23 protein-coding genes and 1 pseudogene are annotated in these 21,078 nt (G+C 35.6%); 15 read left to right on the forward strand and 9 right to left on the reverse strand.

Annotated features, from left to right (window positions below):
* Window positions 1-640 precede the first annotated feature (640 nt).
* Window positions 641-814: a hypothetical protein gene (locus D5R40_RS34895; RefSeq protein WP_161564624.1), complete on the forward strand. Its 174-nt coding sequence runs from the start codon at window positions 641-643 to the stop codon at window positions 812-814.
* Window positions 815-1,132: 318 nt separating this feature from the next.
* Here D5R40_RS34895 and D5R40_RS08920 read toward each other — a convergent pair whose 3' ends face one another.
* The 3 genes from D5R40_RS08920 to D5R40_RS37615 all read right to left on the reverse strand — a co-directional run bounded on the left by D5R40_RS08920 (window position 1,133) and on the right by D5R40_RS37615 (window position 3,612).
* Window positions 1,133-2,338 carry an argininosuccinate synthase gene (locus tag D5R40_RS08920; RefSeq protein ID WP_124146076.1) on the reverse strand — a complete coding sequence of 402 codons (1,206 nt, stop codon included), beginning with the start codon at window positions 2,336-2,338 and terminating at the stop codon, window positions 1,133-1,135.
* 485 nt (window positions 2,339-2,823) lie between these two features.
* Window positions 2,824-3,372 carry a YHYH domain-containing protein gene (locus tag D5R40_RS37610; RefSeq protein WP_240039072.1) on the reverse strand — a complete coding sequence of 183 codons (549 nt, stop codon included), beginning with the start codon at window positions 3,370-3,372 and terminating at the stop codon, window positions 2,824-2,826.
* Window positions 3,373-3,453: 81 nt separating this feature from the next.
* Window positions 3,454-3,612: a hypothetical protein gene (locus D5R40_RS37615; protein ID WP_161564623.1), complete on the reverse strand. Its 159-nt coding sequence runs from the start codon at window positions 3,610-3,612 to the stop codon at window positions 3,454-3,456.
* Window position 3,613: 1 nt separating this feature from the next.
* Here D5R40_RS37615 and D5R40_RS08930 point away from each other — a divergent pair, with 1 nt between their 5' ends.
* A complete protein-coding gene (locus D5R40_RS08930; RefSeq protein WP_124146075.1) occupies window positions 3,614-4,537 on the forward strand; it encodes a glycosyltransferase family 2 protein in 924 nt (307 codons plus the stop codon).
* Between the two features lie 405 nt (window positions 4,538-4,942).
* Here the strand turns inward: D5R40_RS08930 and D5R40_RS08935 are convergent, their stop codons facing one another.
* From D5R40_RS08935 to D5R40_RS08945, 3 genes are all read right to left on the reverse strand, one after another.
* Entirely contained in the window at window positions 4,943-5,920 is a 978-nt protein-coding gene (locus tag D5R40_RS08935; protein WP_124146074.1) for a DMT family transporter, read from the reverse strand.
* 126 nt (window positions 5,921-6,046) lie between these two features.
* A complete protein-coding gene (locus D5R40_RS39335; RefSeq protein ID WP_240039073.1) occupies window positions 6,047-6,184 on the reverse strand; it encodes a zinc ribbon domain-containing protein in 138 nt (45 codons plus the stop codon).
* Between the two features lie 278 nt (window positions 6,185-6,462).
* Window positions 6,463-7,173, reverse strand: a complete 711-nt coding sequence (locus D5R40_RS08945) for a sterol desaturase family protein (protein ID WP_124154522.1) — start codon at window positions 7,171-7,173, stop codon at window positions 6,463-6,465.
* Window positions 7,174-7,680: 507 nt separating this feature from the next.
* On the opposite strand from D5R40_RS08945, the gene D5R40_RS08950 reads away from it, so the two are divergent.
* Window positions 7,681-7,902 carry a hypothetical protein gene (locus D5R40_RS08950; protein ID WP_124146072.1) on the forward strand — a complete coding sequence of 74 codons (222 nt, stop codon included), beginning with the start codon at window positions 7,681-7,683 and terminating at the stop codon, window positions 7,900-7,902.
* A gap of 417 nt (window positions 7,903-8,319) precedes the next feature.
* On the opposite strand, the gene D5R40_RS08955 is transcribed toward D5R40_RS08950, so the two are convergent.
* Window positions 8,320-9,129 carry a class I SAM-dependent methyltransferase gene (locus D5R40_RS08955; RefSeq protein WP_124146071.1) on the reverse strand — a complete coding sequence of 270 codons (810 nt, stop codon included), beginning with the start codon at window positions 9,127-9,129 and terminating at the stop codon, window positions 8,320-8,322.
* A 424-nt stretch (window positions 9,130-9,553) separates the two neighbouring features.
* Here D5R40_RS08955 and D5R40_RS08960 point away from each other — a divergent pair, with 424 nt between their 5' ends.
* The 4 genes from D5R40_RS08960 to D5R40_RS08975 all read left to right on the forward strand — a co-directional run bounded on the left by D5R40_RS08960 (window position 9,554) and on the right by D5R40_RS08975 (window position 14,614).
* Entirely contained in the window at window positions 9,554-10,498 is a 945-nt protein-coding gene (locus D5R40_RS08960; RefSeq protein WP_124146070.1) for a spermine/spermidine synthase domain-containing protein, read from the forward strand.
* A gap of 48 nt (window positions 10,499-10,546) precedes the next feature.
* Entirely contained in the window at window positions 10,547-10,714 is a 168-nt protein-coding gene (locus tag D5R40_RS08965; RefSeq protein ID WP_124146069.1) for a YqaE/Pmp3 family membrane protein, read from the forward strand.
* A 929-nt stretch (window positions 10,715-11,643) separates the two neighbouring features.
* Window positions 11,644-12,720, forward strand: coding sequence for a branched-chain amino acid aminotransferase (locus D5R40_RS08970; RefSeq protein WP_124146068.1), 1,077 nt, complete (start codon window positions 11,644-11,646; stop codon window positions 12,718-12,720).
* Between the two features lie 1,036 nt (window positions 12,721-13,756).
* Window positions 13,757-14,614 carry an EI24 domain-containing protein gene (locus D5R40_RS08975; protein WP_124146067.1) on the forward strand — a complete coding sequence of 286 codons (858 nt, stop codon included), beginning with the start codon at window positions 13,757-13,759 and terminating at the stop codon, window positions 14,612-14,614.
* A gap of 61 nt (window positions 14,615-14,675) precedes the next feature.
* On the opposite strand, the gene frp is transcribed toward D5R40_RS08975, so the two are convergent.
* The gene (frp, locus tag D5R40_RS08980; RefSeq protein ID WP_124146066.1) at window positions 14,676-15,008 is read right to left on the reverse strand and encodes a fluorescence recovery protein; all 333 of its coding nucleotides are present in this window, start codon (window positions 15,006-15,008) and stop codon (window positions 14,676-14,678) included.
* A gap of 267 nt (window positions 15,009-15,275) precedes the next feature.
* On the opposite strand from frp, the gene D5R40_RS08985 reads away from it, so the two are divergent.
* The 4 genes from D5R40_RS08985 to D5R40_RS43485 all read left to right on the forward strand — a co-directional run bounded on the left by D5R40_RS08985 (window position 15,276) and on the right by D5R40_RS43485 (window position 16,882).
* Window positions 15,276-15,608 (forward strand): helix-turn-helix domain-containing protein, encoded by a 333-nt coding sequence (locus tag D5R40_RS08985; protein ID WP_240039071.1) that lies wholly within the window; start codon window positions 15,276-15,278, stop codon window positions 15,606-15,608.
* A 490-nt stretch (window positions 15,609-16,098) separates the two neighbouring features.
* Window positions 16,099-16,287 carry a hypothetical protein gene (locus tag D5R40_RS43475; RefSeq protein WP_445974430.1) on the forward strand — a complete coding sequence of 63 codons (189 nt, stop codon included), beginning with the start codon at window positions 16,099-16,101 and terminating at the stop codon, window positions 16,285-16,287.
* A gap of 1 nt (window position 16,288) precedes the next feature.
* The gene (locus tag D5R40_RS43480) at window positions 16,289-16,522 is read left to right on the forward strand and encodes a transposase (RefSeq protein ID WP_445974429.1); all 234 of its coding nucleotides are present in this window, start codon (window positions 16,289-16,291) and stop codon (window positions 16,520-16,522) included.
* A gap of 9 nt (window positions 16,523-16,531) precedes the next feature.
* A complete protein-coding gene (locus D5R40_RS43485) occupies window positions 16,532-16,882 on the forward strand; it encodes a zinc ribbon domain-containing protein (protein WP_124154523.1) in 351 nt (116 codons plus the stop codon).
* A gap of 47 nt (window positions 16,883-16,929) precedes the next feature.
* On the opposite strand, the gene D5R40_RS09000 is transcribed toward D5R40_RS43485, so the two are convergent.
* Window positions 16,930-17,889, reverse strand: coding sequence for an orange carotenoid protein N-terminal domain-containing protein (locus D5R40_RS09000; protein ID WP_124146065.1), 960 nt, complete (start codon window positions 17,887-17,889; stop codon window positions 16,930-16,932).
* Between the two features lie 222 nt (window positions 17,890-18,111).
* Between D5R40_RS09000 and sodN the strand changes: the two genes are divergently transcribed.
* From sodN to D5R40_RS40885, 4 genes and pseudogenes are all read left to right on the forward strand, one after another.
* Window positions 18,112-18,570, forward strand: a complete 459-nt coding sequence (gene sodN / locus D5R40_RS09005; RefSeq protein ID WP_124146064.1) for a superoxide dismutase, Ni — start codon at window positions 18,112-18,114, stop codon at window positions 18,568-18,570.
* A gap of 31 nt (window positions 18,571-18,601) precedes the next feature.
* Window positions 18,602-18,967, forward strand: coding sequence for a nickel-type superoxide dismutase maturation protease (gene sodX, locus D5R40_RS09010; RefSeq protein WP_205127624.1), 366 nt, complete (start codon window positions 18,602-18,604; stop codon window positions 18,965-18,967).
* Between the two features lie 1,051 nt (window positions 18,968-20,018).
* A pseudogene (locus tag D5R40_RS09015) lies at window positions 20,019-20,843 on the forward strand (IS630 family transposase); the annotation flags it as partial.
* A gap of 65 nt (window positions 20,844-20,908) precedes the next feature.
* A complete protein-coding gene (locus tag D5R40_RS40885; protein WP_275670408.1) occupies window positions 20,909-21,043 on the forward strand; it encodes a hypothetical protein in 135 nt (44 codons plus the stop codon).
* Window positions 21,044-21,078 lie beyond the last annotated feature (35 nt).

Below are 21,078 nucleotides of genomic sequence, written 5' to 3' on the forward strand. Positions count from 1 at the left end.
AAGGAAACCAAACAAAAATATTTTTGGAAAAGTTTCCAAACTGTTCCCCTAAATAAATTAATATCCTTAGATACTTTGCTTTCTTCCCTACAAATAAATCCAAAATTGGGAATCATATCATTTGCTCATAACTTATTCAATAAAACCAATTAATTATACTGTTAATTTTCAGGTAATTCTCCAAAGCGATCGCGATAACGAGCTAATCAAAATTCTAATTCTTCGGCTCGTTTTTCTGCTTCTTGCCGTGCCCCAATTTCCTGATTCAAAACTTCTCGTAATTCATCATAAATTACCAATTTTGCTCCCGTATCTTACCGATAAAATCTGATCAATTTATCCTCAACTTCTAATTGTAATCCTAAAGGTTCGCTCCGACCATCTGTAATACCAAATTCACGCAAAGGCAGTTACATCTTAATTTGTGATTTCTTCTTAAAAGAAAAAATTATAAATTCCATAAATTCTAAAATTTCCACCTTTTTTCCTCTTTAATATTTATGTTTTTCTTTCTCTGTTCCCAGCTCCGGTGTTCCCTGTTCCCTGTGTCCTCACGCTTTGCAATATTTTATGAAATTGGTATAGTTAACTTATAATCTACGATATCCTTGCAATTTTTCTTCTTGAACGAATGCTAAAAATGAGTGAGTTGAATCAACAAGAAAAAAAGTTGAGGAAACAAGAACAAGATTTAATATTTAGAGAAATGTCTCAACCAATTTCTCTAAATATTAAATATCAACGAAAACATATAAAAAAATTAGAAATTGAAGAAAAATCAGAGCAAAATGATAAATTAAAAAATCAAGATTAGAAAAATATTTATTCAGTTAATGTAGGTTGGGTTGAGGCATGAAACCCAAAATGATCAGGACTTACGCATGAGGTACGAAAAAATAGGATTTGAGATTGCTTTCCGTTCCGGACTGCTCCGCAAACCCTCTGGGTTGCAATGACCACAATACCTTGTAATCCTTAAGTCCTAATCATTTCGATATTTGTTGGGTTGCGCAATAGAACATCCATTCCGCTGCGCGATCGCTTAACCCAAACTACACAAAAAAAATTATTCCTGTAGAAATGAAAAAATATCCCTACAGGAACAACTAATTAAAGTTAAAAAATCGCCAATTTATTCACCTCTAACTTTCTCCGACCAAACACGAGTCGGCAAACCCCAAACATAAATAAACCCTTCCGCCGCTTTATGGTCGAACTCATCCTCAGCACCATAAGTCGCCAAATCAAAACTATATAAAGAATTGCCAGACTGACGACCGACAACCATCGCATTACCCTTAAACAACTTCACTCGCACAACACCAGTCACCCTTTCCTGAGTCTGCTGAATAAAAGCATCCAACGCACCCTTCAACGGACTAAACCACAAACCGTTATAAACCAACTGACTGTAAGTTTCCTCAATACCACGCTTATAACGAGTCACGTCAGCAGTCAAAGTTAAACTTTCCAAGTCGCGGTGCGCTTGAATAAGTACCCACATTGCCGGAGACTCATAAATTTCTCGTGATTTAATTCCCACTAGACGGTTTTCAATCATGTCAATTCGACCAATACCATGATTTCCCACTATCTGATTAAGTTTAGTAATTAACTCAATACCACCCATTCCTTGACCGTTGAGACTAATAGGAATTCCTCCCTCAAAACCAATTTCAACATATTCTGGTTCATTGGGAGTATCAACGATCGCTTTAGTCATATTATAAACTTCCTCCGGCGCCTCCACCCAAGGATCTTCCAACTCCCCTGCTTCGATCGCCATCCCCAATAAATTTTTATCAATGCTGTAAGGGGAAGATTTTTTCACTGGTGCTGGAATGCCATATTTTTCACCGTAGGCAATAGTCTCCTCACGACTCATTCCCCACTCCCGCGCTGGAGCAAGAATTTTGATTTTCGGGTTAAGTGCAGCAATAGCAACATCAAACCTTACTTGGTCATTACCCTTTCCAGTACAACCATGGGCGATCGCATCAGCACCATATTTTTCTGCTGCATCTACTAAGATTTTAGCAATTAAAGGTCTAGCTAATGCTGTCGCTAAAGGATAGCGATTTTCATATAGAGCATTTGCTTGAATAGCAGGAAAAGCATATTCTTGAATCAAAGGTTCGATAACATCTATAACCAAAGATTCTACCGCACCCGAATCTAATGCTTTTTTGCGGACTCCTTCTAACTCATCCCCTTGTCCTAGATCTGCAGCAAGAGTAATTACTTCCTTGACACCCCACTCATTTTTTAAGTAAGGAATGCAAACGGAGGTATCCACTCCACCAGAATAAGCTAATACAACTTTAGTGGCACGACTCATAGATTTTTCTCTAGAATTACAACTGGGTTTTTATTATGGGACTAAGCCTTTAAATTTATTGTCAGGCAAAGTACAGATTCTAGAGTTTATCTTAATTGTGGGAGAAATTAAAAGTGGGCTATAGAATCAGCTTTTGGAAATGAGTGGATGTGGAGTGCTTTTTCCAGTTATTAAAGTTAATATCTAATACCCAACTATACTATTGCAGAAGAATTATCAACTTTTATTCTAGGGGTTTGGTTGCTAAACCACTACTTCTAAGTCTTTCCTTAAACTAAGTAAAGAAAAGATATAATTTTAAGATTTAGATGAATGAGTTATTTCATATTTAAAATCAGCAATACCATCTCATTATCTATAATAAATATTCGGATTACTTTTAAGAAGAGGTAATTATTAATTATTGAAAAAGAAGATTTTGTCTATATACTATATAAATGATGGATAAAAATAAGTACTCCCTAGCATCTCTAGGGAGTAATGGCTTATTGTACATAAATAATCAACTGACTAACATTCTTAATCGCTTTCATTGCATAACTATCATTAGGACGGAAGTTTAACGCTCTTTTGAAATTTATCAAAGCTGTCTGATAGTCTTTGTTTTCTGTTGATCTATAACCAATATTCATACATTGCTCGTAGTTAAAGCAAGAACCATTTATCCGATAAACATGAGGCTGTAATATATTAAAATTAGTGAATGCTTGGAGGTCATTAGATTGAAAACTTAATGCTTTTTCATAGTAAAGATAAGCTCTTAAAAGATCGCCTGTTTCCCAAGAAGAATATCCTAAACTATGACAAAGTTGATTAGTTGAGCAGAGAATAACTACGTTTCCAGTATCGCCTAAAGTTCTTAACCCTGTGCTGTTGCCAGAATTTCCAGAAGTCCCATAACTCCCCGATCCTCCTGATGAAGTTCCTCCATGACAGTGATATCTTCCTGTTGATCGGTTTGTGTGGCATCCACTGCTATCGGTTCGGCCTGAATGAGCGATAGCAATACAAGGAGTTAATAGTCCTACTACCACCCCCCCCCGCAAAAAATATCTTTTGAAAAATATTTTTCATTGTTTCTAATAGAGTTTGAAGAGTACTTTTCAAGTATAAAACTATTTTCTGTCTATTGAATTATTCTGATTTTCTGGTGTTAATGATCGCCCTGTAGAATCATCATACCTGAATTCAGCAAGACCCTTTTTTATCCATGCTATAACAGCTAAGACCCATAATGTACTACCTACTATCGAGTTATCCCACTCAGGAGACAAAATGTTTTTCAGTGTAGTTATCCCCACTTATAATCGCAAACCGATTTTAGAAAAGTGTCTTCGCGCTCTGGAAAATCAGGATTATGACTACCCAATTATAGATTATGAAGTAATAGTTGTCGATGATGGCTCGACGGATGATACTATCCCCTGGTTAGAAACAGAGGCCAAAGAATTTCCCCATGTCCAACTATTTTCTCAGTCCCACCAAGGGCCAGCAGCAGCTCGGAATTTTGGTGTTGAACAGGCCAAAGGAGATTTTATTATTTTTATTGATAGTGACCTGGTGGTAACAGATTCTTTTCTACAGTCACACGCAAATAGTTTGATTGCTCAAAAGTCAGATAATGTATTTACTTATGGCAGAGTCATTAATACTTGTAATTTTGATTTTCCCACTTCAGAACCTTATAAGTTGACTGATTTTTCGGCAGCTTTTTTTGCTACAGGAAATGTAGCGATCGCTCGTAGTTGGTTAATTGAAGCTGGATTATTTGATACTCGTTTTGAACAGTATGGTTGGGAAGATTTGGAGTTAGGAGTTAGGTTAAAAAAATTGGGTTTAAAATTGATTAAGTGTCCTGATGCTGTTGGTTATCATTGGCATCCACCTTTTTCTTTGGAGCAATTACCAGGAATGATTGAGCGAGAAATTCAAAGGGGAAAAATGGGAGTTTTGTTTTATCAAAAACATCCGACTTGGGAAGTTAAAATGATGATTCAAATGACTTGGCTACACAAATTATTATGGGGAGTTTTATCATTAGGTGGAAGATTAAATGAAAAGACAATGGCTGGTTTTTTGCAATGGTTAATTGACCGAGGTAAGTCACAGTTGGCTTTAGAAATTTCTCGTATATTTTTGAATTGGTATAATGTACAAGCTGTTTATACTGCTTATAGAAATATTGAGAATTATACTTAATAGTTCAGATGGGAAGCAGAGGAGCAGGGGAGAAGGGAGGAAAGAATCATAGTAGATAGGAAAAACTACTTAGGGCTTGCTGATTGGACACTATAATTTTTTTCTGGCTTTTGACTTTTGACTGTCTTGAGTGCGTCTTGCATTCTGAGGAAACCTCGCCAATTAGCACTCGCTTTTGACTTATGTTTTTATGCATAGCACTCAGCTACCTTGATCAGGAGTCAAATTCTCAGTTAAATATTAAGCATAAATACTTGCTGAATCCTTGTCTCCTATTGAGCACTATAATTTTCTTCTGACTTTTGACTTTTGACTTTTATGCTACGTTTTGTCGTGCGGAATGTAGGGTATAAATGACTGGGAATTAAGGGGAGACAGGAGTCGCGATCGCTGCCTCCCTTGAGATTAACTTCTCTTTGCTTCCTCCGTGAAATTCACCCTCCCTCGGCTTGAAACGGCTAAATACATTCCTGAGACGACAATGACAAAACTGAGCAATGTGAGTGGACTTAGCTGCTCAGAAAAAACGATCCAGCCCTCGATCGCACTCAAAGAAGGAATGACTAAAGCCAGCAAACTGGCAAAAGCAGCGGAAATTTTCTTCAGGCAATAAGCCCAAAGTCCAATCCCTAACATTTGTCCCACCAAAGCCAGTTCAACGACAGCGAACCAGCCGACAGCGGTGGTTGGGAAAAAAGATTCCCCAGTAATCACTAACAGAATTAGCAGCACAAAAGAACTCGTGATTGAAGACCAGGTCATAATTGTTAAAGGGTCTAACTGTTGTCGCAAGCGCTCGATAATGAGGGGATGAATCCCAAAAAATACTGCAGACAGTAAAGCTGCAGCATCTCCCCAAAATTCGATGCCAAACTCGAAGGAAAGCAGGCTCTCTGATTCTAAAATAGCCGCGCCGACGACCGCTACAAACATCCCCACTAGGAAACGGCGATCGAAGGTCTGTCCGAAAGCAAGCCACCCTCCCAGCACTGTGAATAGGGGAACTAAATTGTGCATAAGTGTTGAATTGGCAATGCTAGTTTGTTCTAGAGACCAAGCCCATAATATTAATCCCACTGCCAAAATAATTCCGTCTGCAATCAGAAGAGCAATTCTTCTTGTCGAAAGTAAAGAAGGAGTCGCCCAGTCCTGATTCGTTGAAAAAAAAGGTTTGATGCACAAAAATGCAAGACTTGCAACCCAATAGCGATTAAATGCTGTGGTACTAAAGCTCATTTCATTTTCCCCAAGACGAAAAAAAACTGGGGTTAGGGAAATACAGAAAATACTTCCCAGCAATGCACCCCAGGCATCTGTGGGGATAGAATTGAAAAAGCCTTTCAAACCTAGACTAAATTGATTCTCTCTAAGTTTTTCTGTCATTTTCTACATTCTCCACACACTCATTCCATGCTTTTGAGTTTAACTATTATTAACAAAAATGTGAGTGTTTTCTCATCTTACACGCAGCTAAAATTGCAGTGTTCGCAATTTGAAAACACGCTCCGATCAAGACAGAGACTCTTTAACAGTTCCACACCTAGAGCAAGTTTTAGAACTAGGAAACCATCTATCAAGAATGGTTAAGGATGATCCGTAAAGTTGAAATTTGTACTCTAGCTGTCTGCGGAATTCATAAAAACCCATATCTGCACCCACCCCTCTAGCTCCCCTCCCGGGAGGGGATGGAGGTAGGCTGTGGTTTTGAGCTAGATAGCTAGTAAGTTTATGCAATGCATATTTTCTACTGAGTATCCAACTGAATTTTACTTCGCTTTGGGATAATCAGCTATATCCAGTTTCTTTACTGATTACAGGGAGATTTGAGTGAGTACCAACGCTTGTTTAGTGGCAGGAATTTAATTGAAATTTATGCCCTCGTTAAGAAAAGATGCACTCCTGATATCTTTCCCACCCCATTAATACTAAAGTCCCACAATCATTCTAGCTGTCACCGGTTCTTCACCAATGCCATACTCTTCTGTCTGGGAATCAACTAAATCTGTATTGAAATAAGTACCAAAAATGTGGTCAAAGATGACAAGCATACTTGCCAGGTTCTTATTGTGGAACCTCTCTTCAGCAAGGTGATGGACGTGGTGGTATCGAGGGGTGACAATCACATACTCTACTACTCGCATCCAAGGTCGCCACTTAATGTTGAGATGGCTAATCGTGTTGTGAAATGATGCAATCGCGCCATACACAATAGCAATGTGAGCAGGAATAGCTAGTGCAGGAAACCATAAGCCAATGCTTGCAAACATTAGTTTACTTGTTAAGCTTGATTTTACACCACTCAGCCACCATAGTTTCTGTTCTGAATGATGCCACTTATGAGTTTGCCAAATCTGTTCGATATAGTGCATATGCCAATGAATGACATAAAGACTGAATTCCCTTAAGAAAATGGCTAGAATAACCCTAGAGTATAGAGGAGCAGACAAAATGTTAGTCCAACCAATTGCCTCGACGAAGGGTGCAGAAGTAATAAAATTCTGTATCGGATAGTAAGCATAGACAACAACGACAATATAAAGCATCATTATTGCAGCATTCTTGATATCTTCCAGGATTTCCTCTGAATAGTTAATTTCCTTTAAGGGATCTTTTTTTTCCCAAGTCCAAAGGATCAAGCCTGGGACAAATGTTATTGCCCACGCTGAAATAATGTTATTCACTTTGTTAGTTTTATGTTGATGATCACACAGTCATTATTTATAGCACATAGACATTTAGATGTCAATCTTTATAGTTAATTTTGTGTACCTGTTTATAAAACCTATTTCCTAGGTCAATGCTCCGAAACGAAACAAAATTTAGTAGTGTCAAACACCTAAATTCGTAGTGCTATAAAATTATATTACTCAAAAGTTAATTGAATATTTCATAGTAACTTCCCAAAATAACGCTATATTTGCTCAAGACTTCAGTTATTAATTAATAAGTAAGTAAGAGCAATATTTTTAACGATCCGTTTACAAAGAGCGAAGATATTTTATTCATTTCACTACTCCCTATTCTCAATAAAATGTAGCAAGAATTTTGATATTTGGTATCATATAGACTAAAAAATATCATAATTTCTGATTTTTAATTTGGAACTATTTTGATATAACCATAGCTAATTTATTTACACTATAATGATTGAACCTGATTTTCCTCATATTATGCTTGCCTTTGAATATAAAGGTTGGAAAGTTGAAATAGACCAAGGTGAAATGAATGGATATCCTACTTATGCAGTTTGGGCTAATTACAAATTAGGTTGTGTTGTAGCAGTACCTTATGCTTCTTCTCGACAAGAGGCAGTTAAACGTGCCAAGCAATGGATTGATGATCGAAATAATAGGAAAATAACTTAAATTACCGAATAATTAAGGTTTAAAGCTTCTCCTTTAAAGGAGAAACAAGAAAAATTTTTCCTTTGAGTCAATCCTCTCTTTTTCAACGAGAAGTAATTGTTAATTATTAATTATTAATTGTTGAACATACCTTTACTTTAACTTCATTTATTCCTTATTTTTGATATCTCAAGCAGTTATTAAATAATATCATGTTCGGATGAAAGCCTGATAAATATAATTCTCTATGTATCACCGTTCCGTCAAACTTCTACTACATATCGCCTTTTGCCTATCAATTATAACTATTCAACCGAACATGATTAAAGTATTGATATTTGAGAAATGGTATAGGTGAAATGAAATATAAATTAGTAACACATATAAATTATTGTCTAAAACAACAATAACTTAAATAATCAGTAATTTAGTCATTATTTATTCTAAATTACCTTCCTTAAAAGCCATAATCCTAATTCGCTTATAATCAGCCGTCCATTTACCCTTTTTATATAAATGAGGACGCAATCTATTTTCAATATCATCAATAATAATACTTTGCTTTTTCTCAGGAATTCCTTCAAAGAAACAAGTTGCAAACATCTTCAGCCAATTACGCAAACCATTTTCTCCATCCTCAAGTTTAGTTGGTCTTTCTAATAAAGTAGCAAAAGTCAACACAAACCCTTGTGATTCTAAGAGAGTAGCATATTCTCCAATACTAGGAAAATACCAAGGATTAAGTTGTTTATTACTACTATAACCAGCAGCATCTAAGGCTTCATAAATACTTTTAACAATTGTTTTAATATTACCTTTACCACCAAATTCACTAACGAAACGACCTCCAGGTTTCAGGACGCGCCAAATATTACGGATAACTTTTTTCTGTTCTTTAATCCAATGAAGTACTGCATTAGAAAACACCGCATCAAATGTTTCTTTTAAACCTATATTAACTCCATCTCCTACTAAAAATTTAATATCTGGATAACAACGATGTGCTTGTTCAATCATGGTCGGAGCATTATCAATTCCTACCACTTTTGCCCCTTTTGTAGTGATTTTATAGGTCAGATGACCTGTACCACAACCAAGGTCAAGAATTTTTTCTCCACTCTGAGGACTGAGCAATTCTAATAAATCTATTGCCAAATTAGAAACAAAAGAATGTTTACTTTCATACAGTTCTGCATTCCACTGATTGAAAGATATATTTGAGAAGTTGTTAGTTGTATTATTTTCCATAGCACTATGAAGAGTAACTTGTTCAATAAATTATACTTGAATTCAACAAATCTCACCTATCAAGTCAAAAGTTAAAAATGTGGATACCCTGTGTCACGAGTCAAGGGATGCAGAGATTTTTTCTCCATATCAAAATATCAAATAAATTAATAGAAAGGACGATCGACAAGATAGTCAAAAGTAAGACTTAACAGATTAATTTAGATAGTTTTAATTAGGAAAAGTTGTTTTTGCTCTTGAAGCGATTGAGTAAAATTACTCTAATCATAAGGATAAAATTGAGATGATTTAAATAAAATAATACCTGTAAAACTTCAGGTTTGTATTCAGTATAGTTGGAATCTAAAACAATTTTGTGCTAAGAAATATATCCTATCTCAATATTGAGTATTGATACGAAGTATGTCATTGAGGAATATAGCTTATGGCAAGTAGTGAAGTTGGTGCAGATTTATGGATTAGCGAGTATATCACACCTTGGGATATTTATGTTCATGGCATTACCGAGGTACTTGCCTACAAAAAAACTGCCTATCAGGATATGTACATCATAAACACAGGTATTTATGGTAAAGCACTGGTTCTTGATGGTAAATGGCAATCTTCTACAGGAGACGAATTTTTGTACCATGAACCCCTGGTACATCCTGCCATGATTTTTCATGGATCTCCTAGTAAAGTTCTTGTTCTTGGTGGTGGTGAAGGAGCAACTATTCGAGAGGTCTTACGTTGGCAAACAGTAGAAAAAGTGGCCATGATTGATATTGATGGAGAAGTGGTTGAAGCTTGTCGTCAATATTTGCCTGAGATGCACGCTAATTCTTTTGATGACCCTCGCCTCAAGTTGGTCATTGGTGATGCTTTAGAATTTTTGGAGACTTCTGGTGAAATTTGGGATGTAGTTATCTCTGACCTTTCTGACCCTATTGAAGAGGGACCTTCATTTCAGTTGTTTACAAAGGAATACTTTGAAAAGATTCTACAGGTGCTTACCCCTGGAGGGTTTTTTGTTGTGCAAGCTGGTCCTGTTTCCCTAGGAGAAATGAAACTTCATATTCGAATTGTGAATACAATGAAAGAAGTTTTTCCTTATGTCCAATCTTATAGTAGTTATGTTCCTACTTATGGACAACCTTGGGGTTTTGTAATAGGTTCAACAGAAATGATTAATAGTCGTCCTGACCCAGAAACAGTTAATCAACTTCTGAGAGAAAAAACTACTGGTGGGTTTCGGATGTTGGATGGGACTACCTTATTGGGGATGTTACAAGTACCTAAACATTTGCGGGAAGCGATCGCTACTGAGACTGAGGTATATACTTTAGCAAAACCTCCAAAATTTTTCGGTAAAGGTTCTACTAATAGTTGAAGCTATAACTAAGACAACAATAGTTTAAAAATTACAAGAGTAACTAAAATGACTATACTACGAATTCTAGCTGCTATATTCTTACCGCCTTTAGGTGTTTTTTTGACTGTTGGTTTAGGCGGTGCTTTTTGGATTAATCTTCTCCTAACTATTTTTGGTTTTTATATTGGTGGTATTGTTCATGCTATTTGGGTTATTGCCAAGCATGATAATTAAGCTAGACAATTAAAATAGGGGTGGGTTTGGTCTGATTTTTGATAAATTTTTAACTAAAAATAATCACAAACCCATCTCTATTCATAGGAGTAACTTTTGATTGTTAATTATTCAATAACTGGCAACTGCTAAATTATCACAAAGACTTAAACATCTGTGAGAAATGATTACCACTAAAATAGATGTTTATAATTTTTTACAAAAACTTGAACATTTTTCAGTCAAAGTCATACTAAAATTATCTGACCAATCAACAATAATTTCATCATCATTATGAGAGGTAAAATACTTGCAGTTTCTATTCAGAAAGGTAATGGAATAATCTTTGGTGATTATGGTAAAAGATATAGGTTTCTGCTGAGAGGCAACATTTTTACCCTTGGCTAATTAATAAGACTTGATATCAGATAACTGATAATAGAAAGTCTGCAAAAAAACTTGAATAAATATATGCTATACCAATTATTAATAATACTTTATTTGAGAGTTGTTTGATACTATTTTATTTTTCCTAAACTCCCTAATACTTAATACTTCATACGAACAAATTTTATTAAAAGGAGAAGTCTAAAGTTTTCTCTAAACTGAGTTGTGATGGAATTAGGTGAAGCCATCTCTCTCTATCATTTTTCCCCTTTGTTAATTGATTTTGATTTATCATGATATTTGTCACAATCTTTTTTTGCAAATGGTACTACATATATCTGACAAAGAATAAAAATGTATTAAATAACATTGCATTAATCAACCATCCTTTTTAAGTCGGGAGTCAGGAGTAAAGACTTTTCACTTTTCCCACAACTTTTTGAGGTCTTTGCTTTTTACCATCTTCTACAAAAGTGACTTGTTTTTAATTATATGTATTTAATTGGGCATGATATTATAAATAAACAATATAAAGTAGCATTTTTACTAAAAGCCAGACAATAATGCAAATAGTTAATTCTCATAATTCTCAAATATCTATAGAAAAAACTAGCCACTCTCGGATTAAAGAACAGGATATCAATAATAGTCCCTTTGGCAAAGTATTTAGCGATCATATGTTAGTTGCTGACTACAGGGATGGTAATTGGCAAGAGGTAAAAATTGTTCCTTATGGCCATATTTCAATGGCTCCTTCTCTGTCAGCCCTCCATTATGGCCAGACCGTTTTTGAAGGTTTAAAAGCTTATAGAAGTCCCACAGGAAAACCTTTACTATTTCGCCCACAAGCTAATTATAAACGGATAAATGAATCAGCTTTTCGATTATGTATGCCACCTATTCCTGAAGATATTTTTCTGGATGGTTTAAAGGAATTAATTAGGCTAGATTCTGACTGGATTCCTACTCAATCGGGTAGTGTATTATATATTCGACCTATTTATTTTGCTACAGATGAATCTGTTGGTCTTAAACCAGCAAATAGTTATAAATTTATGATTATTTCTTGCCCTGTAGGTGCTTATTATTCAGAACCAGTTAAGTTAATTGTTACAGATAAATATATACGAGCTGCTGAAGGTGGAACAGGTGCGGCTAAATGTGCTGGTAATTATGGTGGTAGTTTATTAGCAGATAAAGAGGCTAAACAACAAGGTTATGATAATGTTTTATGGTTGGATGGGAAGGAAAAAAAATATATTGAAGAATGTGGCACAATGAATGTGGCTTTTGTCATTAATGATGTTGTGATTACTCCTAAGTTGACTGGTACTATATTAGCTGGAATTACTAGAGATAGTGTATTAACTTTATTGAGAGATATGGGTGTTAAAGTTGAGGAAAGATTAATTTCTATTGATGAAGTGGCAAAAGCTTATGAAGAGGGTAATCTTTCTGAAGCATTTGGTATGGGAACTGCTGCTACAATTGCTCATATTTCTACTATTAATGATCAAGGTAAAGATATGATTTTACCTCCTATTTTTGAACGAAAATATGCTCCTCAAGTATTACAAAAATTAGAAGATATTAAAACAGCTAAAGTGACTGACCCTTACGGTTGGGTTGATCCACTGTAAACTATAGGTTACTATAATTGGTCTTGGGATGAGATTAAAACTAAACATTATTAGTTGATTTACTAATATAAATCTTCTATCATCCCATAATTTTTATATGTTAAATATAGCTAATATATATAGTCATTCCCAAGAAGCGTGAGGTACAAAATTTGTTGGTTTTAGGGAATAGGGAACAGGGAATAGAAGACAAATCAAGATAGGTGTACCTCATTAGACTGAGAAACGCTAATATCATGTTTATTTAAATACCCACAATAAAAATTTTAGGGAATGGGTAATAGGGAAAATGAGGAAATTTATCAGAGAAAATATTTTGATTGTGGCTAATTAATCAGACTTGATATAACTTTCTATTGTAGTTAGTTAGTAATCTAAAATTCTGGGGATAATTGAAAAATAGAGAAGCTAAATAGAAATATGTATAACAATCTGATTTTCTACAAATAATTTAATACTTCTATAGAGTAGGGATTTTTCCTCTACAAAAAATCTGAATCTCCACTAACTCATGGGGTGCGTCACAGAAGAACCAACTATTATTCCAGAAAATGGTAAGGATGCTGTCAAATATTCTACTTAATCTTTTGTTCACAAACAACCTCTTATAGCTACTATAGCGTTGTGTACAGGCAACAGGCAACAGGCAACAGGCAATAGGGGGAATAAATTGCCGATAATATAAGACTTTTAGCTATTGGGCGCCTCCTGCAATTTGTAAATATACCAGCGCACACTGTTATAACTTCTAATACCAAGGATAAAAAAAGAATGTTACGAATAATAAGGGCTGCAAGGACGAATGGCCATTTGCTAACGCAGAGCTGCCGCTAACGTCCCTACTTTATAGGAGATACTTTTTGGACTAAAAAGATAAATTCATACCTAAAAACTGCCATTAAAGCCATTCATTCTGACTTGCTCTTCCTGAGTTCTCTTCCTGTGAGGGGTTAGGGGTGGGTTGACTCCTAAGAAATATCCTAAGCTATTTGTAGCAAAAATTTATCAATTTGGTATAACTACTCTCAATTAACTCATGGTAAAACAAAAAAAAATTAAGTCAATATTATCTATATTTGAGACTCCTATCGGATTATTCGCAGGGGCAACTTACCATTTTCGTGCTTTAACGATATTTCTCAAAAATCCAAAATTAATAGGTTATATAGTTGTGCCAATTTTGATTAATATCGTGGTAGGTATTCTTCTTTATCTTAGTTTACTCCTACCAGGAATTGATTTAATTAATACTATTTTTAAGAACTTATCTTTAAGCTTTGATGCTTTAATTGCTCAATTACCAACATGGTTAAACTTCTTAAGTTATATAGATAATATTTTATATAAACTTGTACAAGTTATTCTATTCGCAATATTATTGCTGATAATTGGATTTTTGTTAGTACAATTTGGAACTATTCTAGGTTCACCTTTTTATGGTCAACTTTCTGAACAATTAGAAAAAATTAGAACTGGAACATTGCCTGAAACTCCTCCAAGTTTATTAAACTCTCTCAGAGATATTTGGCGAGCAATACTCTTTGAGTTAAAAAAAGTTGGATTACTTTTAGTAATAGGTTTACCGATATTGCTGCTCAACTTTCTCCCTGGAGGTTCTTTAATCGCAACTATTGGTGGTATAACTTTAACAACTTCCATTGTTTGTCTTGACTTTTTTGATGGATTTTTGGAGAGAAGAAAATTAAAATTTCGACAGAAGTTAACAGTAGTGCGTCGTAGTTTACCAGCAAGCGCCACTTTTGGGTTAATTTGTCAAGGTTTAATTACCATTCCTATAGTTAACTTTTTAGGTATTCCACTATGTGTCGCTGCAGGGACTTTATTTTGTTGCGATCGCGTCTTACCAAATTTACTGCCAGACAATCAAGCTTAAAGAGTGCGGGTCTAGATGGAACAGCAGTTCATTTCACAACCCGCCCTTGATTTAGATTATATTAGATAATGCGGGTCATGGCAGATACTTTTGTAATCTTTTCTTTATCCAAGCCTTCCAGCTCTCCAAGCTTTAACCATCCCTCTTTTACTAAGCCAGCTAGAGCAAAAATTACAGTTGCATTTCTGGAGTCATACTTGCCATCTAGATCGTATCTTCTGGCACTGAGAAAATCATGTAGATACCATAAATCATCAAATTCTTGAATTCCACTTGCTTGCTGGCGCACTGTTGTGATTAAGGCATTGATTTCTCGTTCTTTAGCTTTTTCTAAAGCTGCTTGGGCAATATTTTCTTCTGTTATAGACCACTGAGTATTAGTAAGTTGCATCATCCTTTTTATTTTCTTAAAAATCTATGTGTGATTATGATTTTTTATGTAGTTGTTAATAGTAGCATATATAATCTAATTCAGTAGCTAGATAAAATAAAATTTATATTAATTTACAAGGCAATTTTATTAAATCCTAACAAAAAAAAGAGTGTTCTGTTTGAAATGGAGCTTTGAGGACTCCCGGTATAATCTCCCATTTACCAGGAGATGAATTGCAAAACAAACAATGAGCAGTCCATTGAGATAGAACTATGAAACAATAGAAATATGCTCACACTAACCTACGAATTTAAGTTAATCCCTTCTCCAGAACAGGTGGCCATTATAGAAGATATGCTGGTAGTCTGTAGAAAAGTTTGGAATTATGCCTTAAGAGAGCGAAAAGACTGGATTAACAGTAGGAAATGTGCAGTTAACTGTTGTTCATTGCATCAAGAGTACGTTATTCCTACGGATACACCTTACCCTAACTACAATAGACAAGGGATCAACTTAACAAAAGCAAAAAAAACTAACCCAGAGCTGAAAAGAACAAATGCTCAAGTCTTACAGCAAGTTCTCAAGAATTTAGCTAAATCGCCGATTCATCTCACGCCATAATCACAGATTATGGCGTGAGATGAATCGGCGGTAAATTAATGGGACTCGATGTCCCATTAATTTACAAACTTTTATATTATCATTGAACTATGCTGGTTTGAGCTAATCGCCGCCAGTAATGAACCATGAAAATTTAATAGGATATGGGGTTATTGGCCCGAATTCCTAGTCAACTGTGGGAAAACGTAAAATCTTATTCCGGAACTAGGTGAGCAGTTTTTTATGTGCAAAAAGAGCGGTGGGGCATCTAGTTCTTAAAGCTCGTGGAGTCCGACGGGATACCGGGACTGTGAAACGAGAAGCCCACACTATACCGTCAGGTTAGTGTGGGAGTATGTCACAAAGAGCATTTAACAACATGAAACAGCAGGGTTATGACTTTCCTTGTTTTAAGAACAAGTACAGAATGAGGTCCTTTGTCTTCCCTCAGTTCAAAAATAATCCCATCTCCAACGAGTATATAAAACTACCTCAAATTGGATTAGTTCCGATGAGATTATCTAGACCAATACCAGAAGGATTTAAACTGAAACAGGTTAGGGTTGTCAGACGAGCAAGTGGGTATTTTGTCATGTTATCTGTACAAAGTCCTGTGAGTATTCCGGATCCCCCTGCTTCTGGACACCCGTTAGGGATTGATATTGGACTTGATAAATTTTTAGCAACAACTGAATTGTGAATTGATTGAACGTCCAAAGTTTTTAACCAAACTACAAAGCGAGTTGACATTACTGCAACGTAGGTTAAAGTTAAAATCTAAGCCTTCAGTGAATCGATATAAACTTAACCAAAAGATAGCAAGACTTCATCAAAAAATATCAGATACTCGAAAAGACTTTCACTTTAAATTAGCTCATCATTTATGCGACCAAGCAGGAATGATATTTGTGGAAGACCTAGACTTTAGATGCTAGGCCAAAGGAATGTTAGGTAAACATACTTTAGATGCTGGGTTTGGTCAGTTTTTCAATATTTTGGCTTGGGTATGCAGAAAACGAGGGGTTTATTTTGGCCAGATAGACTACAGATATACCAGTCAAATTTGTCCAAATTGTGGAGCGCATACAGGTAAAAAAGACCTGCCTGAGCGCGAACATAAATGCCCTCAATGCGAATACGAAATAAACCGTGATGTGGCAGCAGCAAAAGTGATTTGTCATCGAGGTGTTATTGCGGTCGGGCAGATCGTGGAGCAAATTGACTGTCTAGGCGTACTGTCGGGGACTGGCAACAGTCTAGATAAGTGCCACTCAAGCAGTAAGCCTAAATCGTGAGGTTTGGGAATCTCCCATTATAATCTTTGATTTAATGGGAGAGAATGTCAACGAGCCAAATTTAACAACTCCTTGGCAGATGCCAATAAGTCGATCGCTACAAAGAAAATTTTACCTTCAGGATTGAGTAAAAATCTCCAAGCAATATTCATACCTACACCAGCTCCAAACCAAGGAGTTTGGCATTTACCAGTAACCTTAATCTGAGTATAACCATCCTCAGCAGGTTCAGAAATTCCTTGCTCTGGGATTAACTTGAGGTTCTGACATTCTTCTTGGAAAAATCGCAAAACGGCATCTTTGCCCACAATTGGTCTACGGAAAGGAGGTTGTAGGCCACCGTCAGGAGTGAATAACTCAATCAATGCATTAAAGTCATTGGCATTCAAGTTATTCATGTAATTCAAGATAGTAGGATTATCAACACCTTGAATCGTAACTTTAGTTCGCTCTGCCATATTCTTTGGAGCAACTACAGGTTCAGAAACTCGGGTATAGTTGCCCAAATTTTTAACATCAAAACCCATATCAATCACAGAATTTCTCAAAACTGTGATTTGCTGACCAGAATCTAATCCTTGAATAGTTCCCAATACGGCTGAAGCATTAGCAGAAAGCTGATAACCCTTTGGTATAGGAGCAACAAGTCCCTGATTCATCCATTCTCCAAGTTGATACCAAAAACCCAACTTGATATTGGGAGACCAGGTGGCATATGTCCGACACATTGGAGTATCGGAGCGGTTAGCCAGGTCACACATGACTTGGGTCTGCTCCTGGAAGCTCATTTGTTTAATTTCATTCATAGTTATTTCTGCAAGCTGCATATTGGCAGCTCCTAGAGCAGCAATTGTGATTGTTTTGCCCATTTCTAGGTAGGCGAACCAAATGAGAGCTAGTTGGTCTTCTGCACTTAGCTGATTGAAGCGAGCTATAGTGGCTGGCACTATGTCAGCTGATAAGGTGTTGGGAAAGATATTGCGAGCTGTATCAATTGAAAATGGCATAGGTTTATCTTGATAAAGGAATCAAAAATTAAAAATCAGAAATACCCACACTTTTGATTTAAACTAGGGTAGGTGGGGATTATCGGAAATTTATAAATACCCACACTTTTGATTTAAACTAGGGTAGGTGGAAATTATTAGGAAAATTCTTCCTTCTGAACCACTATTTCATCGTAACATTACTTTACATTTTTTATACAGATAGTAATATCTTAGAAAACTATGCTCAACAGAATTGCTTCTCAGATTAGAAAGTCCTTCCCAGCACCAGAAGTTAGTGCTCACTGCGATGGCCCTTGTGGTGTTTATGACCCCGCTTCTGCTCGCATTTATGCTGAGGCAGTGGTGTCTATGACTAAGAAAATTCTAGACCTTGACCCAAAAGCAGGAGACCATAAGACTGCTAATACTCTTTCTCGCTATATTGCTATTAAGGAAGAGCAGGCTCAGAAGACTAAAGAAGATTTGCTCATCCTCTGGACTGATTATTTTAAGCCCGTGCATTTAGAAAAGTATCCAGACCTCCACGATACTTTCTGGAAAGCTGCTAAACTTTGCTCTGCTTGTAAAGTGGAAGTTAATTTGGATCATGCTAATGAATTATTAGCTGCTGTGGAGAAAATCCATAATATGTTCTGGGCTACTAAGGAACGTGAGGTAACTTGGTACAAGGCTAGCTAATTTTTTTTAGTTTGAGGTGGTAGGCAAAAAGTTGATACAAACAAGCGATAATAAAGAATTATTGTTATGGTTGTTGAGATTGCGTCAACGCTTTTGTGTTACAGGGGTGTCGATGTTTCCTCTACTCAAACCAGGGGAGGATATTCTTGTTGACACTAAAGCCTACCGCCACTGTTTACCTGAAATAGATGATTTGGTGGTGGCTAAACATCCCCATCGCCAAGATTTGAAAATAATTAAACGGGTTGCCTTTGTTGATGAAAATGGCGACTGTTTTTTGGTGGGAGAAAATAGGGAAGAAAGTAGTGATAGTCGTTTTTTCGGTTTTGTAAGTTCCCAACAAATAATTGGTAGAGTTACTAGCAAGTTTCCTGAGTGGGACTTAAACAAAACTTAGGCAAAAAATCGCATCAAATCGATACAGCACAGGGAGAGCTTTTTTAGGGCTTTGATATTTTGATCTTTTCTAAATTGACTTTTCACAACGAATTCTGGGGTTGCACATTATGGAATGATACTGCCAAAAAGAGGTTTAGACTTTGACTAAAAAAACCTAATATTAATTATTCTAGCAATTATCAAATCCAAAATCAAATTCAATCAAAAATATCAAATCATTCGCCACTGTGCAACGCCCGAATTCTACCCAAAAAGTCACTTTATAGCGGAGAAAATGTCTCTTCTGTCAATTTCAGAGAGGACGATTGCCAAAACTGTTACAGGACTAAAAATATATAGTTGCTCTAGTTTGAGTTTGGAAGCTATTAGATTATATCATATATTTTTAACTATGTCAAACCATTGTTAGAGCAACTGATGAAAATTAGTTCATCATCGTTGAAGAAATATAAGGTAATTCCTTAAAAAACAACGAAATAATCATGGTTTTGGGCTGAAAAATCTCATTAGGTTATAAACACCCTTGGATTATTCTTTGTTAATTCTATCATGGAAAGGCTGAAACTATTGAAACTCCGTTAGCTAATTTAGGCTTTTTTTGATGTTTTTTGTCAGAGGTTGATGACAAAGTTGAAAATTTTAAAATTAGAAGCTGAGATTGATAATTAAAACTTTTCAGATAGCGATCGCTGAACTAAGGAATGAGGATTAAATAAAATACAGAAATTAAAGAGTTGCAAACCTTGATGAAGCTAAAATTTCATTATGGAGGCGTTTATATGAATTTGATGGAGAAAGAAAAGTTTATGACTTTGAGGATAAATATGGGTATATTGGAACTTTAGAATTAGTCTACCCTACCAATTTAATACTACCTATCTTATTTTTTTTCATCCTTTGTATTTTCTGGATAGGATTAAGGAAACTGGCTTCAGAAGCAAACTAGACAGTTTTGCAGTTTAGACTAATTGTAGTTAGTGGTACTTACACATTTTCTGGTCAAAAAATGCCTGTTTGCGTAGCATTCCGCAGGAAGAGTCTGTCTGCATAAAGGTTACTTAAAGGCTGAAGAAAAAGAGAGAACAATTGATTAGTTGAGAGAACAAGATTATCTGAGATTATCAGAGTTGCAAAACTATTTACAGAACCAATATAACGTCGTTTTTGAGTCCTATCAGAGTTATTATAACTTACTCAAAGAGGCTGAAATAAGTTGGAAAAAAATTCAAAAAAATCATCCAGCTAAAAATGATGAATAAGTGAAAGCAAAAAAAAAGAAATAGAGGATAAATTGGCAAAATGGCAACCGGAAATAGAAGCGGGAAACCAAGCAGTGTTTATAATTGACGAATGTCATCTGCTATGGGGGGATGTATTAGGTTATGCTTGGGGAAAAACAGATAAAAGAATAGAAATTACGATGAAAAATTAAAAGGAAAGACAGACTTATTATTGAGCTTTAGACTACCAAACAAAGGAATTTATAGTTCAATAGTATCAAAGTGGAAATACTGAAAATACCATAGAGTTTATCAAATATTTGCAACGGCAAAGAACGGGAAAAAGATTGGCAATATTTTGGGATGCCACAACTTATTATAATTATCGAGAATTTCGAGAATATTTGATAAAAATTAATCAAGATTTACAAGAAGAGGAATGGTTGATAAATTGTACAAAATTTACCCCGAATGCCCCGGAGCAAAACCCTGTTGAAGAGATTTGGTTACAAGTCAAAAAATTCATCAGACAGTTTGATCATCTTTGTAGTTCTTTGAAAATAGTTAAGTGGCTATTTAAGTTTTTTGCGCTATGGTCAAATATTCGATTTTCCCAAACTTTTTCAGTATGGAATTTTGCCACAACCAATTTAGGATTGCTATATATAAAAGAAGATGAATCGCTATTTTAGTCAGTGAATATTTAGCCCAATTACCTGGTGGTTAAGATTGATTTGAAGGTAATTAGTAGTTACCTCATTAGACATCTCCAAAAATCAAAATTGAAGAAGGAGACAGGAGACAGGAGACAGGAGACAGGAGGAAAATTACATGGGGATTCTAACCCCAAGTAATTTTGAACACCGTGTAGACGGTGGGGTATTAAACC

The sequence above is a fragment of the Okeania hirsuta genome (assembly GCF_003838195.1).
In the GTDB taxonomy this organism is placed as follows: domain Bacteria; phylum Cyanobacteriota; class Cyanobacteriia; order Cyanobacteriales; family Microcoleaceae; genus Okeania; species Okeania hirsuta.